The organism is Arsenophonus nasoniae (assembly GCF_004768525.1).
Classification (GTDB): domain Bacteria; phylum Pseudomonadota; class Gammaproteobacteria; order Enterobacterales; family Enterobacteriaceae; genus Arsenophonus; species Arsenophonus nasoniae.
This window is the reverse complement of record NZ_CP038617.1, coordinates 105,195-120,450: the sequence shown is the minus strand read 5'-3', so window position 1 is coordinate 120,450 and position 15,256 is coordinate 105,195. Positions and strand designations below refer to the sequence as shown.

The window sequence follows — 15,256 nt, the reverse complement described above, 5'->3', positions numbered from 1 at the left end:
CTGTTTTACTCAGTTATTGCTCCTGAGCGCCGCTTATCTTTCAATCGGTAGCTTTCACCGCTTAATTGCAGTACATGCGAATGATGAAGTAAACGATCAAGCATAGCGGCAGTTAATGTTGCGTCATCAGCAAAAGCACTTGGCCATTGCCCAAATGATAGGTTACTCGTCAATATGACACTGCCATGCTCATAACGCTTGGCAATCACATTGAAAAACAGGTTTGCTTCTTCTCGCCCAAACGGCAGGTATCCAATCTCATCGATAATCAACAACTTCGGGGCCATCACCGAACGTGATAGATATTGTTTGAGCTTATTTTGTCGTTTGGCAGTTGAGAGTTGCAACATCAGTTCAGCTGCCGTGGTAAAGCGGGTTTTCTTCTTGGCCTGTACTGCTTTTAATCCTAACCCAATAGCTAAATGCGTTTTGCCTACACCGCTTGGGCCAAGCAACACGACATTTTCATTACGTTCAATAAACGTTAATGCGCTTAATTCCTGTATGTGTTGTTTGGGGATCCCCGTTGCAAACTTAAAATCGAACGTATTAAGTTCTTTATGTGCTGGGAATCCTGCCATCCGACTCAAAAGATTACGAGTTCGTTCATCTCGTTGTTGTTGCTCACATTTTAACAGGGACAGTAAAAACTCTCCGTAGCTTTTGTCTTGGGCAATGCATTTTTCGGCAAGTGATGACCAATGAGTCGGAATAGAATTTAATTTCAATGACTCACACAGGTGTTCAATTTGTTCATGCAATAACATGTTCACCTCCCAGTAATGCTTCGTATACGCTGATTGAGTGTTGCAAACTGACAGATTCAAGGGGCGGTACGATAGGGATATTAAGCGTATTAGTCTGTGGGATAGATTGGCAAACCCTTGCTGGTAAGGGTAGAAGAGACTTAACTTCCTTAGCTAATCTATCTGCTGGCTTCTCTAACGTTGTTCCATGAATTCGCTGATGGGCAACGCGTTGTAACCATGGACCCACTTTTGCATTAGCTATTTCAATATCCAGTTCAAGATTATGAGCACGAAGGTCGGTGTTTAATGGCACGATAAAGCTGTTTTTTAAATAGTGGTTAAAGCGCTCTACTTTCCCTTTCGTTTTTGCCCTGTAGGGCTTGCAAGCCTTCAATTTAAACCCGTAATCTTTCGACATTTGAAGCATTTCGACATGTAATTTATGCTCACCTTCTGCATAAGCATCCCGTTCGATGATGAGGGATTTTGCGTTATCACACAATACTTCCTGTGGTACACCACCAAAGTAGTCGAAAGCTTCTCTTAAACCTTGCTGCCACGATTCTGCTCGTTCATTATCAAAGAACTTTACATAACTCGCACGCGAATAGCCTAGCGTTGCAACAAACGCTTTCAGCGATTTTTTACCTCGCCGGATGCTGGTGAAGTCGATTTGCATTTGTTGACCTGGCTGTGTTTCAAAACGGACGACTACTTCGGGAACAATGCTTGGTTTAAATTGACAAACAAATCGGCGTAATTGAGCAATACCACCTTGATAGCCGTTTTCAACTACCTCATCAAATAAGACTGTTGCAGGGATCCAATCAGGTTTAGCCAGTTCAATTCGCTGAAGCAAATAAGGTTTAAAGGGGGATAATTTAGTCGGTTGTTGACTTCTTTTAGCATAAGTTGGCATTGTCTGTTGTTGTAAATGATGTTTTACGGTGTTACGGGATATACCCAACTCACTGGCAATTTTTCGAAGGCTTTGTCCTTGTGCAAAGCGAACATGAATATCCACAAATATCTCCTTGGTTAACATAAATTATCCGTACAAAAATGTGCGAATAATACCAAGTGGATCAGTTTTAGATGATCGTTAGTGGATCAGTTTTGCATGATCGGTGACAAAAGTCCGCCAATAATGCCCTGCGCGGCCTGACACGAGGTTAAATTGGTGCTATTGATATCCGAGGCCATTTTTTGTAAAAAATCTTTCGCGGTTTTTATTTCCGGTACCGTGGTCTGGAGCGCCAGGTCAAAGAAATAGCCCGCCGCATTGGACATAATTTGCTGCACAAAGCGCTCCAGTTGTTCGCCGCTGATAAAACTGAATGACCCGAGATACGCATCAATGCCGCCACATCCGGTATTAATATTGGGTAGGGTCATGGAGAGCAGTTGTACCTGTTTGGTGGCGGTGCGGGCATACAGGGAGCCACCGGATAAATAGCCCGCCGCTTGCCCCTACCAGACCTGTGGTTGTCCGGTATTGCTATCGAAGCCTAATCGGTTAAAGAAGTTATCCATGTCGCTATTGACATCGGTTAGGGCGATGGAGGCGGCGCACAGCAGCGAAACCGACCACGGAATAAAAAAAGCCTTACAGCGTGTCATGGGCGTTATCCTTCACCGCGTTTAAGACTTGCCAGTTGCTGTTTGTAGCAAAAGGCGACCACGCCATTGATGCCCGCCATCACTAAGGCTGTTGCCGCCAATATCATGAGCAGTCCTGGGATAAAATACATGAGTACATTCCAGACGACTTTAGCTTGCTGAAGTGCGGTCGATAACTCGCCTAAAAACGCGATATCAAAAAAGGCATAAGCTAGCTGGTTTGTCAGGATAGCCGCCAAGAAAAATGCCAAGGAAATCTGGCAAAACCATTGACTGGCATTGACGCATTTTCGTTTTTCGCGGATTAACTTTCGCGCTTTTTTTATGGACTTAATTGGCATCACGGTTGTCTCCTACTAAGATACGCTCAAACGCATGGTCTAACTGGCGCATAAAGCGCGACTCATCAGTCGCCCCCTGTAAAATCGGAACGGTTTTTAAGCTATTGACGTTGATAAGAAACGTACTCGGCGTGACCACAGGCAATTGCTCAAAAAAGGTTTTCACTACTTCTTGGGTCGCCGGAATAACGGAGGGGAAACTCATGTGTAATGGTCAACAAATTCTGTAGAAGATCTAAGCGGCATTTTTTAGTTCATGATATTTTTGATGTGGCGTTAAATAACCAATCGTTGAATGGCGTCGATAATAATTGTAAAACTGAATATAATTTTCAACTTCACAGACAACAGATTGATGATTCATAAACGATAAACGGTTAAGTCTTTCTGTCTTTAAACTCCTAAAAAATCTTTCCATCACGGCATTATCGAGGCAATTACCTCGCCGACTCATGCTTTGAGTTATTTTCCGTTCAAAGAGGTGCGCCCTAAACTCCTCCGATGAATATTGGCAACCTTGATCTGAATGGAACATCAAACTTGATGGTTAGGAAATTGAATCGCTTTTAAAGTGAGTAGCAAAAGCCATCCCTTATTGCAAAAAGGAGATGGGGATCGATTTATTGTGTTTAGTGCCAGTTAACATTTCCTCAGAGAGTGTAATTTCTAACCTGATTTCCTTATTTTAGACACATTGATCCTGCGTTTAGCTGCGTAACCATCGCTTTTTCTCCAGGTTATGCAGTCTTTCTGACAACAATTCCGTTGCTTTTTTACCCATTTGCGCCCCGGTGAAAAGCAGCCTGTCGCCACACAGAATACATTTGTACGGATCGGTACGCAGAAATCCTTTCATCAGCACAGAAAAACCTGGGTTCTCCGGTTTTTTACGTGCCGTCATCTCAAGTGCCTTATACACTTTCGGCAATAGTTTTCCTCGTTTACGATTCGACAAAAAACCAGAGTAACGCACCATTTTAAAATGCCTGGCCGGAATATGGCTTATATAGCGTCTAATCATCTCTTCCTGCGGCAGAGTCTGCTGCCGATGCTGGCCAGTTCGGTGGTCATGGTAGTGATGAACAACGGCACCCCCTCGGTAATGCCGCAGTTTTGACGCAGATACCGGTGGGCGTTTAAGGTAGCGACCGAGGTACTTAACACTATGCCATGCCCCTTTCGTTTTTTTAGCAAAGTGCACTTTCCAATAACGTCCGTACTGCGCCCTCAAGTAACGCCGCCAATGTTTTTTGTCACGGATATGGCCAAGACCGGGAAGAAGGCCAGGGTTAATTAAATCATAACTGTGACGCAGTAGTCGGATAACAGCCCCTCGCCAGATTTCTTCGACATCCTTTTTTTTGAAAAACAGCTTTCGCCATACACTATGTTTACTATCCAAACCCCCTCGAGTGACGGAAACATGAACATGCGGATGTTGATTGAGTTGCCGGCCATAAGTATGCAAGGCACAGAAAATACCAATTTCGATACCCTGTTTGCGAGCCAACTGCAGCATAGCTCGAGTGGCTGCCCGAAACAGAGCATTAAGTAGCGGCCAGTTATTGTTAAAAAAAGGCCAAAGGAGATGTGGCATGGTGAAAGTAATGTGTTGCCAGTCGCAGTCGGGTAAAATATGAACCTGCTGTGCTAACCACTGCTCGGTGGCTTTAAAGCCACATGAACTGCAGGCTTTTGACTTACAGCTTTGGCAGAAAAAACGGCTGTGAGAACAATCAGACGAAGCGCAACAATAGCGCCGGACACCCATGGCACAAGTGCCGCAGGCAAGCATGCGCTCCACAGATAAACTCGTCCACGAACTAACGCTATCGCCGTATTTTTCGAGGAATTTATTCCAACCGTCATCAATGGTGAAAAGTAGTTTAGCAGGACGAGGGATATACATCTGACTCAATTACCTTATGGGCATCTTGCCAAAGAAACAGAAATTGTCAGATTCGTCAGCCCAGTTATCGGTGTGTTTATCCCAGGGTTCAAAGGAAACAGGGATTATTCCCAGCTCCGTATAGGTGATGAATTCATCGGCAGGCAGACTTTCAGTTATTCCCCCCTCAGTGTAGTCGTATCCAGCGTCATCGGCTTGGTCTTGGCGTTGTTCAAAACTCCTGATAATCGTGACTAGCGGCGGGTAATACTGCGTGTCGAGAAAAAATTGGGGGCCGAGTCGGACGCAGTGGCGTATGGCTTCTTTTAGGGTGTCATAAAAAAATTCAGGCGGTCTGTCATCATCATTTTCGGGTGGGAGAGAGAGCATAAAACGTTTCGGATAAACAGGCGCTATGGCACGTGAAGTGACGGGCAGCCTGCCTGATTTAACCGGTTTACGCTTTCTGGGAGATTTATTGCGAGCCATCGAGATGAATCCCTGAAAAAAATTAACCTACTGCAGAGTATAAAACAGTACTCAACTCATTAACATCCCCGAAGCAGCACCGCTGCGCCGCTCACGCGTAGCGTGCTACGTTCATTTAAATATATGTAGTGGTCTAATAAAACTGTAGAGATTTATAGCTTATAATTAAGCAAAATCTTATAGGTATAAATATGACCCGAAAAGTAAAAGTAACCTTTAGCGGAAAGCAAAAACTGGAATATGCAAAACTCATGGTTGAAGGTGGATATAGCAATATCCAAGTTGAAAAAATATCCGGTGCGGGTAAATCTGCCGTATCACGATGGAAGCAACAATATCTTGCCGAGTTAAATGGGAATACGCCTGTAAAATCAAAAGCGTTAACACCCGAGCAACAGCGCATACAAGAATTAGAAGTTCAACTTAAGCGTGCTCAGAGGGATAATGACATATTAAAAAAAGCCGCGGCTTACTTCATCCTCGACAATCAAAACTCAAAATCGTGAAGCAACTGAAAATCATGTACCCCAATTTTACGGTCACTGAGTTATGCCATCTTTTTGAAGTAAGCAGCAGTAGTTTTTATTATGAAACGAAAATACCGACAGTTGAAAATGAAAGACTGTGTGGCGAAATCAAACGTATTTTTTATACACCGGGTCAAATTTATGGCAAAAGACGTATTCAAGCCGAGTTAAAGGGTTTAGGGCACCAAATTGGCACTTATAAAATATCGAACATCATGAAATTAAATCAATTAGTTGCAATTAGACCAACGAAAAAGCACTACTATCACTCATCGGGTAACGAACATCGATATGCCCCTAATTTGCTTAAACGACAATTTTCCCCTGAACAGCATAATCACTATTATGTCGGGGATATCACGTATATTAGACATCACTATGGGTGGAGCTATTTAGCCTGTGTGTTGGATTTAGCCACCAAAGAAATTATTGGTTATGCCTTATCAACAAAACCGGATTCGAAATTAGTGAAAGAAGCCTTAGATAACGCAATTGAACGGCAATTACCGGATACGACAAGTTTGATGTTCCATTCAGATCAAGGTTGCCAATATTCATCGGAGGAGTTTAGGGCGCACCTCTTTGAACGGAAAATAACTCAAAGCATGAGTCGGCGAGGTAATTGCCTCGATAATGCCGTGATGGAAAGATTTTTTAGGAGTTTAAAGACAGAAAGACTTAACCGTTTATCGTTTATGAATCATCAATCTGTTGTCTGTGAAGTTGAAAATTATATTCAGTTTTACAATTATTATCGACGCCATTCAACGATTGGTTATTTAACGCCACATCAAAAATATCATGAACTAAAAAATGCCGCTTAGATCTTCTACAGAATTTGTTGACCATTACAACTGATCCACTTGGTATTATTCGCACATTTTTGTACGGATAATTTATGTTAACCAAGGAGATATTTGTGGATATTCATGTTCGCTTTGCACAAGGACAAAGCCTTCGAAAAATTGCCAGTGAGTTGGGTATATCCCGTAACACCGTAAAACATCATTTACAACAACAGACAATGCCAACTTATGCTAAAAGAAGTCAACAACCGACTAAATTATCCCCCTTTAAACCTTATTTGCTTCAGCGAATTGAACTGGCTAAACCTGATTGGATCCCTGCAACAGTCTTATTTGATGAGGTAGTTGAAAACGGCTATCAAGGTGGTATTGCTCAATTACGCCGATTTGTTTGTCAATTTAAACCAAGCATTGTTCCCGAAGTAGTCGTCCGTTTTGAAACACAGCCAGGTCAACAAATGCAAATCGACTTCACCAGCATCCGGCGAGGTAAAAAATCGCTGAAAGCGTTTGTTGCAACGCTAGGCTATTCGCGTGCGAGTTATGTAAAGTTCTTTGATAATGAACGAGCAGAATCGTGGCAGCAAGGTTTAAGAGAAGCTTTCGACTACTTTGGTGGTGTACCACAGGAAGTATTGTGTGATAACGCAAAATCCCTCATCATCGAACGGGATGCTTATGCAGAAGGTGATCATAAATTACATGTCGAAATGCTTCAAATGTCGAAAGATTACGGGTTTAAATTGAAGGCTTGCAAGCCCTACAGGGCAAAAACGAAAGGGAAAGTAGAGCGCTTTAACCACTATTTAAAAAATAGCTTTATCGTGCCATTAAACACCGACCTTCGTGCTCATAATCTTTGTAATGGTCAACAAATTCTGTAGAAGATCTAAGCGGCATTTTTTAGTTCATGATATTTTTGATGTGGCGTTAAATAACCAATCGTTGAATGGCGTCGATAATAATTGTAAAACTGAATATAATTTTCAACTTCACAGACAACAGATTGATGATTCATAAACGATAAACGGTTAAGTCTTTCTGTCTTTAAACTCCTAAAAAATCTTTCCATCACGGCATTATCGAGGCAATTACCTCGCCGACTCATGCTTTGAGTTATTTTCCGTTCAAAGAGGTGCGCCCTAAACTCCTCCGATGAATATTGGCAACCTTGATCTGAATGGAACATCAAACTTGTCGTATCCGGTAATTGCCGTTCAATTGCGTTATCTAAGGCTTCTTTCACTAATTTCGAATCCGGTTTTGTTGATAAGGCATAACCAATAATTTCTTTGGTGGCTAAATCCAACACACAGGCTAAATAGCTCCACCCATAGTGATGTCTAATATACGTGATATCCCCGACATAATAGTGATTATGCTGTTCAGGGGAAAATTGTCGTTTAAGCAAATTAGGGGCATATCGATGTTCGTTACCCAATGAGTGATAGTAGTGCTTTTTCGTTGGTCTAATTGCAACTAATTGATTTAATTTCATGATGTTCGATATTTTATAAGTGCCAATTTGGTGCCCTAAACCCTTTAACTCGGCTTGAATACGTCTTTTGCCATAAATTTGACCCGATGTATAAAAAATACGTTTGATTTCGCCACACAGTCTTTCATTTTCAACTGTCGGTATTTTCGTTTCATAATAAAAACTACTGCTGCTTACTTCAAAAAGATGGCATAACTCAGTGACCGTAAAATTGGGGTACATGATTTTCAGTTGCTTCACGATTTTGAGTTTTGATTGTCGAGGATGAAGTAAGCCGCGGCTTTTTTTAATATGTCATTATCCCTCTGAGCACGCTTAAGTTGAACTTCTAATTCTTGTATGCGCTGTTGCTCGGGTGTTAACGCTTTTGATTTTACAGGCGTATTCCCATTTAACTCGGCAAGATATTGTTGCTTCCATCGTGATACGGCAGATTTACCCGCACCGGATATTTTTTCAACTTGGATATTGCTATATCCACCTTCAACCATGAGTTTTGCATATTCCAGTTTTTGCTTTCCGCTAAAGGTTACTTTTACTTTTCGGGTCATATTTATACCTATAAGATTTTGCTTAATTATAAGCTATAAATCTCTACAGTTTTATTAGACCACTACACTTGAACTGGATATTGAAATAGCTAATGCAAAAGTGGGTCCATGGTTACAACGCGTTGCCCATCAGCGAATTCATGGAACAACGTTAGAGAAGCCAGCAGATAGATTAGCTAAGGAAGTTAAGTCTCTTCTACCCTTACCAGCAAGGGTTTGCCAATCTATCCCACAGACTAATACGCTTAATATCCCTATCGTACCGCCCCTTGAATCTGTCAGTTTGCAACACTCAATCAGCGTATACGAAGCATTACTGGGAGGTGAACATGTTATTGCATGAACAAATTGAACACCTGTGTGAGTCATTGAAATTAAATTCTATTCCGACTCATTGGTCATCACTTGCCGAAAAATGCATTGCCCAAGACAAAAGCTACGGAGAGTTTTTACTGTCCCTGTTAAAATGTGAGCAACAACAACGAGATGAACGAACTCGTAATCTTTTGAGTCGGATGGCAGGATTCCCAGCACATAAAGAACTTAATACGTTCGATTTTAAGTTTGCAACGGGGATCCCCAAACAACACATACAGGAATTAAGCGCATTAACGTTTATTGAACGTAATGAAAATGTCGTGTTGCTTGGCCCAAGCGGTGTAGGCAAAACGCATTTAGCTATTGGGTTAGGATTAAAAGCAGTACAGGCCAAGAAGAAAACCCGCTTTACCACGGCAGCTGAACTGATGTTGCAACTCTCAACTGCCAAACGACAAAATAAGCTCAAACAATATCTATCACGTTCGGTGATGGCCCCGAAGTTGTTGATTATCGATGAGATTGGATACCTGCCGTTTGGGCGAGAAGAAGCAAACCTGTTTTTCAATGTGATTGCCAAGCGTTATGAGCATGGCAGTGTCATATTGACGAGTAACCTATCATTTGGGCAATGGCCAAGTGCTTTTGCTGATGACGCAACATTAACTGCCGCTATGCTTGATCGTTTACTTCATCATTCGCATGTACTGCAATTAAGCGGTGAAAGCTACCGATTGAAAGATAAGCGGCGCTCAGGAGCAATAACTGAGTAAAACAGTGGATCAATTTTGATTGATCGGATTTAGATAAAAAGTGGATCAGTTTTCGGTGATCGTTGACAGCAATATCCAAGTTGAAAAAATATCCGGTGCGGGTAAATCTGCCGTATCACGATGGAAGCAACAATATCTTGCCGAGTTAAATGGGAATACGCCTGTAAAATCAAAAGCGTTAACACCCGAGCAACAGCGCATACAAGAATTAGAAGTTCAACTTAAGCGTGCTCAGAGGGATAATGACATATTAAAAAAAGCCGCGGCTTACTTCATCCTCGACAATCAAAACTCAAAATCGTGAAGCAACTGAAAATCATGTACCCCAATTTTACGGTCACTGAGTTATGCCATCTTTTTGAAGTAAGCAGCAGTAGTTTTTATTATGAAACGAAAATACCGACAGTTGAAAATGAAAGACTGTGTGGCGAAATCAAACGTATTTTTTATACATCGGGTCAAATTTATGGCAAAAGACGTATTCAAGCCGAGTTAAAGGGTTTAGGGCACCAAATTGGCACTTATAAAATATCGAACATCATGAAATTAAATCAATTAGTTGCAATTAGACCAACGAAAAAGCACTACTATCACTCATCGGGTAACGAACATCGATATGCCCCTAATTTGCTTAAACGACAATTTTCCCCTGAACAGCATAATCACTATTATGTCGGGGATATCACGTATATTAGACATCACTATGGGTGGAGCTATTTAGCCTGTGTGTTGGATTTAGCCACCAAAGAAATTATTGGTTATGCCTTATCAACAAAACCGGATTCGAAATTAGTGAAAGAAGCCTTAGATAACGCAATTGAACGGCAATTACCGGATACGACAAGTTTGATGTTCCATTCAGATCAAGGTTGCCAATATTCATCGGAGGAGTTTAGGGCGCACCTCTTTGAATGGAAAATAACTCAAAGCATGAGTCGGCGAGGTAATTGCCTCGATAATGCCGTGATGGAAAGATTTTTTAGGAGTTTAAAGACAGAAAGACTTAACCGTTTATCGTTTATGAATCATCAATCTGTTGTCTGTGAAGTTGAAAATTATATTCAGTTTTACAATTATTATCGACGCCATTCAACGATTGGTTATTTAACGCCACATCAAAAATATCATGAACTAAAAAATGCCGCTTAGATCTTCTACAGAATTTGTTGACCATTACAATAAAGGCCTGCTCAAATTGTGCTTCAGTTTTAAAGGTGGTCATACTTACTCCTAGACAAACATTTTGCTCAAGCAGGCCTGCTTGATATTATTGAGTTTAGTGATTTTCTGCTGGTGCTGGTTGATCAGCGCGTCGAGTTTTTGAAAATAATTGCCGATAGCGGCTTGTTCTTTTGAACTCTTTGGAAATATAACGCTTGTGTTCTGTATTGTCTTTTTTGAGATTGATAACACTTTTATACCCTGCATTAATGACAAAAGTTGATCATGGAATGAAGATGAATTTAAGTAGTAGCCTAGATATTTAGAGGCAAAAGACAAGGTAGGTCTAGCCGCAATCGTGTGCAATCCAGAAACAACTAACTGCTCATCTATATTAAGTAACTCTGTGCATTTTCCAACAGTACTATCTTCGGCTGCATCTGCAATGATAATGTCCCCATCCTGCAAGGCAGCATGATTTAGCTTATTGGCTACGCTATCGTTTGTAATAAATGGTAAGCGTTCATGACGTACATCCAGAACTTCACCAAATTTAATTAATACGTCGCCATAGTGAATATTTTTTACCGAGCCAGCGCTGTAATTTAAGTCGGCTCGAGAAAGGGTATTGATTGGTACATTAGCAAAGCAAACGCCAAATAGCTTCACCGTCCACTCCCCACTAAATCCTTTAAACCTGATTTCAGGCATGGTTTCGCCTTGCTTGGGAAACATTTTTTCCAGCATGGCTTTTTTAATGTTGTTGAGTTTGTCATGCTTTTGTTGGTGCTGATTGATTAGGCTATCGAGCTTTTGGAAGTAGTTCCCAACGGCGGCTTGTTCTTCTTTTAAAGGGAACAAAACAGATAAACATCTAAAGTCTTGAACGCCTAGTGATTTGCGTGTTGACCCTGATGTTTTGTTAGCTACAAGATCCTTAAAAACTTTCGTTTGTAGGTAATTTCTCAGATATGCAGGATATACACTTATAGGTTTAACTATTGCCATTGTCGGTGAGTATGTATATTCGCAACCAACATTGTTCGATAAATCAATTATTTTTCCAACAGAAGCGACCCTACCATAAGCAAAATCACCTTTTTCAATGGTATATCTTGCAGAGTGTTCATTATAAACACTGCTGGAGACAATTCTTACGTTTTTCAAATCCACAAGGCCTACATCTGAAATATCACCAATACCGATAAAAGGTATACCATTATCTACTGCATCGGGTGCTCTATGACTTGGATGTGGGTCAATGACGTTTGCAATTTCCGACAGCGTATTTTCCTCCCACTCCCCACCAAACCCCTTAAACCGAACCTCAGGCACTTTATTATCCATACTCATCTTATTCACCCTTCAATAAGTTGGTAAGTTCGGTTAAGCCCTGCATATCAAATTCGTTGCCAGTGAGTTCACTCATCATTTGTGCCAGTTCTTGCTCGGTGGTTTTTATTTCATTCGCCACTTGCGAATAGGTCACGGCGTATTTTTCGGCAAGGGCTTGCACTTGTCTGGTGAGCTGGGTAATTACTGTGTTTGGCATCGCCGCAAGTTCATTGCACAGCGGTGTAATCCATTTCAAGTGCAGTAGATTATTCACTTGTTCATCACTGAAGGCTTCAATGGTGGTTTTGGTTTTTAAGTGCAGGGCAGTAGTGGCATCTTTGATCGTTTTTTTCAGGGCTTTTTCTTCATCAATTAATGTGTTCGCGCGAATGACTTTTGCTTCATAGCTGTCTTCGGCAAATTTAGCTTTAAGATCTTTTTGCTCTTTTAAGAACACTTTGGCAGCTTTACCGACTTCGACATTAGCAAAGCCGTCTTTGCTTTCTTTAACCGTATCTTGTTCTTTTTCTTCTTCACTTAGTGATTCTAGAATTTCTTCCAACTCGTTGGCGATTTCCGCTAGGCGAGTTTCTTGATCTTTCAATGCCTGTAAGTCATCACTCAAATAGGTTTGTTGAACTAAATCAAACGGCAGTATGTGACCTTTCCAACCCTCCTGAACTTCTATGTCTTGGCCATTTTTCTTCTTAATAACCATGTTGGGGTCAACTTGTTTGGTGACGGCAAACTCTTCGGTTTGCATCATTTCTAGATCAGCGCTGATAATTTGCCATTGGTTACTCAAAAATTGATAAGCTTGGTATCTGTCGATTAAGGCTATGGGAGCTAAGCGAGTAAATAACTCGGTACTTAATACCTCCTCTTGCTGGTTACGTGGTACGTTTTCCCAATTTTGAATTAACTGGCGGTTTAGAAGGTCATCAAGGCCATTAAAAGCATGGTGATAGGCGCTGATAAACGCTAGCACTTGAGGGTGCTCACTAATACAGGTGTTAACAGCTTGTTTGTCAATGTGTAGTTCACTGTAAGCGGCGGATTTTGGTGTAAACAGAGCGCCGTGCAATTGCGGAAACGCTTGCCAAAAATTGTGTAGCTCGGCAATTTCGCTATTGGGAATACCGCCGAGCATGGTGGCGTGTAAATCCCAGCTTTCTGCTGTCGCAAAGGAATCCACATAGCGCGATATGTTGAGGTTGTAACCGTTGTCGCGCAGGGTTTGTTTGCTCACCAGTTGCGAGAACTTGTCGATACTTTCGCGGTTAATCACCGCATCAGTAATGCGCTTGATATCACTGGCTTGCAGTTTGTTGTTTTTGCTATCTTTTATAAAATGTTTAGAGGCATCGACCACCAATACATCGTTGTTTTGGCGTTTTTGCTTGAGTGTCAAAATCACCGTGGGAATGCCAGTACCAAAAAAGATATTAGCTGGCAAACCGATAATCGTGTCAATGTGATTCTGTTCAATGAGTTGCTTGCGAATTTCACCTTCTTCACCGCCACGGAACAAAACACCATGAGGTAGTACGATAGCCATAATGCCATCAGGTTTTAGATGGTAGAGATCGTGTAGCAAAAAAGCAAAATCGGCTTTGGTTTTAGGTGCCAGGCCAAAACGTGAATAGCGTGGATCGCTTTCTTTAAAGCTGGGGTCCCAGTTTTGTGAGTAAGGGGGGTTGGACACCACGGCATCGACATGCAAGGCGTAGTATGAGCCTTGCGGGTCGCTGTCATCAAAATAAGGCCAATCGTCTTCTAATGTGTCGCCATTACGGGTTTTAATGTTGCTAGCTTTAATACCACGCATGATGAGGTTCATACGGGTTAGGTTGTAGGTGTTGGCTTTTAACTCTTGAGCGTAATAGGTGATACAGTCTTTATTTTTCGCGTATTTCTCGAATGCCTCACCGATATTGATCAGCAACGATCCAGAGCCGGAAGTGGGGTCGTAAATTTTGATGGTATCTTTGTTTTTTAACTCATGAGCGATGATGTTCGACATAAGTACCGAAACTTCATGAGGCGTGTAAAACTCACCGGCTTTTTTACCTGCATTGGCAGCAAATTTTTCAATCAGGTATTCGTAAATGTAGCCCAGTACGTCATACCCTTGATTGCCATTCATGGGGATGCTTTTGATCAGGTGTAGTAAGTCGCTGACGGCTTTGGTGCGTTTGCCGGCACTTTCACCCAGTTTGCTTAAACCTGTTTCCAGTGTGGTAAAAATGCCTTCAAACAGTTTTTTGTAAGTTGGCGAAATCAAACGGCTAAAGGCCGAGAGCGCATCACGCACGTTAGATTCATCAAATTCGGATGTTGGATCAATCCATGTAGAAAACAGATTATCGTAGGCAATAAAGTAGCCCAAGTTGCTTTGTACGTATTTAACGGTGTCAGCGTCTTTTTCATTGAGCGCTTTGATGTCTTCGGGCGTCATTCCCTGTCTGGTGACAAACTGCACCAACTGGTCGCTTAGATACTTGTAGAAGATAAAGCCGAGTATGTAGTCTTTGTATTCGTTGGCTTCAATTTTAGAGCGCATCTGGTTGGCAGATTCCCATATTTTTTTCGCAAGCTGTTGTTTATTCACTATAATTCCTATTTAGAGCAATTCTTTTTGAAAAGGCTATTTTAGGGTTTGATTGTACGTTTGATAAAAGCTTCTTGCTAGGGTCTGTCAGATCATCGTCAATCCGGAGCAATTGTTAAAAAATTAATGTCATATAGTGAAAAGATTGCTCATTCAATATAGCGCTTTCGTTTGTTATGATGCAATTTGTTATGTAAACAGTGAAAATATGAGATGAGTAAAAACCGCAGTTTGAAAAAGTTAAACATCAAACGCAAAGACAATGCTTTTGTAGCTAAACCGTTTTTGGTATTTGATATTAAGAATCAGCATTCTTCACAATTTTTTGATACTTACGATGAAGCAGCCGATTACTGCATTGATAAGGGATTATCAACATTTCTGGAAGTCGGAGAAGTGAGTTACATTAATTCTAATGAGCTTTCGCTATCTCTCGTTAATTTTTATTTTGTGCCAAAGAATTCATCAACAATCTATGTAATTGATGTTGATGATTTTGAGGAAGTGAGCAAAGAGATAATGGAAGGTAAGGTCTTTTTACCTTGTCCTTCAAACTCTCTTCACTGATATTTTTCTAAGTTAAAAGCGA

The 15,256-nt window shown here is 41.3% G+C and carries 14 protein-coding genes and 3 pseudogenes; 6 read left to right on the top strand and 11 right to left on the bottom strand.

From position 1 onward, the window contains the following. Positions 1 to 5 precede the first annotated feature (5 nt). From istB (ArsFIN_RS22665) to ArsFIN_RS22630, 8 genes and pseudogenes are all read right to left on the bottom strand, one after another. Positions 6 to 767, bottom strand: coding sequence for an IS21-like element helper ATPase IstB (istB, locus tag ArsFIN_RS22665; RefSeq protein ID WP_135677409.1), 762 nt, complete (start codon positions 765 to 767; stop codon positions 6 to 8). Next, the gene (gene istA / locus ArsFIN_RS22660) at positions 754 to 1,794 is read right to left on the bottom strand and encodes an IS21 family transposase (protein ID WP_135677651.1); all 1,041 of its coding nucleotides are present in this window, start codon (positions 1,792 to 1,794) and stop codon (positions 754 to 756) included. Before istA (ArsFIN_RS22660) ends, istB (ArsFIN_RS22665) begins: the two co-directional genes overlap by 14 nt. A gap of 89 nt (positions 1,795 to 1,883) precedes the next feature. Then, positions 1,884 to 2,369, bottom strand: a pseudogene (locus tag ArsFIN_RS22655) (conjugal transfer protein TraH); the annotation flags it as partial. Between the two features lie 5 nt (positions 2,370 to 2,374). Continuing rightward, positions 2,375 to 2,710, bottom strand: coding sequence for a hypothetical protein (locus ArsFIN_RS22650; protein WP_026824184.1), 336 nt, complete (start codon positions 2,708 to 2,710; stop codon positions 2,375 to 2,377). After that, the gene (locus tag ArsFIN_RS22645) at positions 2,700 to 2,915 is read right to left on the bottom strand and encodes a thioredoxin domain-containing protein (RefSeq protein WP_051297208.1); all 216 of its coding nucleotides are present in this window, start codon (positions 2,913 to 2,915) and stop codon (positions 2,700 to 2,702) included. Before ArsFIN_RS22645 ends, ArsFIN_RS22650 begins: the two co-directional genes overlap by 11 nt. Positions 2,916 to 2,945: 30 nt before the next feature. Next, positions 2,946 to 3,251 (bottom strand): annotated as a pseudogene (locus tag ArsFIN_RS22640) (integrase core domain-containing protein); the annotation flags it as partial. 165 nt (positions 3,252 to 3,416) lie between these two features. Continuing rightward, entirely contained in the window at positions 3,417 to 4,619 is a 1,203-nt protein-coding gene (locus ArsFIN_RS22635) for an IS91 family transposase (protein WP_135678014.1), read from the bottom strand. 9 nt (positions 4,620 to 4,628) lie between these two features. Continuing rightward, a complete protein-coding gene (locus tag ArsFIN_RS22630) occupies positions 4,629 to 5,087 on the bottom strand; it encodes a hypothetical protein (protein ID WP_135678771.1) in 459 nt (152 codons plus the stop codon). A gap of 191 nt (positions 5,088 to 5,278) precedes the next feature. On the opposite strand from ArsFIN_RS22630, the gene ArsFIN_RS22625 reads away from it, so the two are divergent. Both ArsFIN_RS22625 and istA (ArsFIN_RS22620) read left to right on the top strand, forming a co-directional pair. Further along, positions 5,279 to 6,438, top strand: a protein-coding gene (locus tag ArsFIN_RS22625; RefSeq protein WP_135678769.1) for an IS3 family transposase whose coding sequence is annotated in 2 segments (ribosomal slippage) — positions 5,279 to 5,558 and positions 5,558 to 6,438 — 1,161 coding nt in all. Because the reading frame shifts where the segments join, the coding sequence is not laid out codon by codon here. Between the two features lie 74 nt (positions 6,439 to 6,512). After that, positions 6,513 to 7,304, top strand: coding sequence for an IS21 family transposase (gene istA, locus ArsFIN_RS22620; protein WP_246067542.1), 792 nt, complete (start codon positions 6,513 to 6,515; stop codon positions 7,302 to 7,304). Positions 7,305 to 7,309: 5 nt separating this feature from the next. Here istA (ArsFIN_RS22620) and ArsFIN_RS22615 read toward each other — a convergent pair. Then, positions 7,310 to 8,469, bottom strand: a protein-coding gene (locus tag ArsFIN_RS22615) for an IS3 family transposase (RefSeq protein ID WP_135677716.1) whose coding sequence is annotated in 2 segments (ribosomal slippage) — positions 7,310 to 8,190 and positions 8,190 to 8,469 — 1,161 coding nt in all. Because the reading frame shifts where the segments join, the coding sequence is not laid out codon by codon here. 100 nt (positions 8,470 to 8,569) lie between these two features. Here ArsFIN_RS22615 and ArsFIN_RS22610 point away from each other — a divergent pair. The 3 genes and pseudogenes from ArsFIN_RS22610 to ArsFIN_RS22600 form a co-directional block, all read left to right on the top strand. Next, positions 8,570 to 8,812, top strand: a complete 243-nt coding sequence (locus ArsFIN_RS22610) for an RNA methyltransferase (RefSeq protein WP_210409133.1) — start codon at positions 8,570 to 8,572, stop codon at positions 8,810 to 8,812. Then, positions 8,799 to 9,560 carry an IS21-like element helper ATPase IstB gene (istB, locus tag ArsFIN_RS22605; protein ID WP_135677409.1) on the top strand — a complete coding sequence of 254 codons (762 nt, stop codon included), beginning with the start codon at positions 8,799 to 8,801 and terminating at the stop codon, positions 9,558 to 9,560. Before ArsFIN_RS22610 ends, istB (ArsFIN_RS22605) begins: the two co-directional genes overlap by 14 nt. Before the next feature lie 67 nt (positions 9,561 to 9,627). Next, positions 9,628 to 10,709: pseudogene (locus ArsFIN_RS22600) on the top strand (IS3 family transposase); the annotation flags it as partial. Positions 10,710 to 10,790: 81 nt separating this feature from the next. On the opposite strand, the gene ArsFIN_RS22595 reads toward ArsFIN_RS22600, so the two are convergent. After that, complete coding sequence (locus tag ArsFIN_RS22595; protein ID WP_135678765.1) at positions 10,791 to 12,074, bottom strand: restriction endonuclease subunit S; 1,284 nt, start codon at positions 12,072 to 12,074, stop codon at positions 10,791 to 10,793. Between the two features lies 1 nt (position 12,075). Continuing rightward, on the bottom strand, positions 12,076 to 14,667 hold the full coding sequence (locus tag ArsFIN_RS22590) for a type I restriction-modification system subunit M (RefSeq protein ID WP_135678763.1): 2,592 nt from the start codon (positions 14,665 to 14,667) through the stop codon (positions 12,076 to 12,078). Between the two features lie 231 nt (positions 14,668 to 14,898). On the opposite strand from ArsFIN_RS22590, the gene ArsFIN_RS22585 reads away from it, so the two are divergent. Next, the gene (locus ArsFIN_RS22585) at positions 14,899 to 15,234 is read left to right on the top strand and encodes a hypothetical protein (RefSeq protein WP_167876760.1); all 336 of its coding nucleotides are present in this window, start codon (positions 14,899 to 14,901) and stop codon (positions 15,232 to 15,234) included. Positions 15,235 to 15,256 lie beyond the last annotated feature (22 nt).

Coding starts and splice junctions, on each gene's coding strand:
- istB (WP_135677409.1), bottom strand. CDS start 767: ATGTTATTGCATGAACAAATTGAACACCTGTGTGAGTCATTGAAATTA.
- istA (WP_135677651.1), bottom strand. CDS start 1,794: ATGTTAACCAAGGAGATATTTGTGGATATTCATGTTCGCTTTGCACAA.
- ArsFIN_RS22650 (WP_026824184.1), bottom strand. CDS start 2,710: ATGCCAATTAAGTCCATAAAAAAAGCGCGAAAGTTAATCCGCGAAAAA.
- ArsFIN_RS22645 (WP_051297208.1), bottom strand. CDS start 2,915: ATGAGTTTCCCCTCCGTTATTCCGGCGACCCAAGAAGTAGTGAAAACC.
- ArsFIN_RS22635 (WP_135678014.1), bottom strand. CDS start 4,619: ATGTATATCCCTCGTCCTGCTAAACTACTTTTCACCATTGATGACGGT.
- ArsFIN_RS22630 (WP_135678771.1), bottom strand. CDS start 5,087: ATGGCTCGCAATAAATCTCCCAGAAAGCGTAAACCGGTTAAATCAGGC.
- istA (WP_246067542.1), top strand. CDS start 6,513: ATGTTAACCAAGGAGATATTTGTGGATATTCATGTTCGCTTTGCACAA.
- istB (WP_135677409.1), top strand. CDS start 8,799: ATGTTATTGCATGAACAAATTGAACACCTGTGTGAGTCATTGAAATTA.
- ArsFIN_RS22595 (WP_135678765.1), bottom strand. CDS start 12,074: ATGAGTATGGATAATAAAGTGCCTGAGGTTCGGTTTAAGGGGTTTGGT.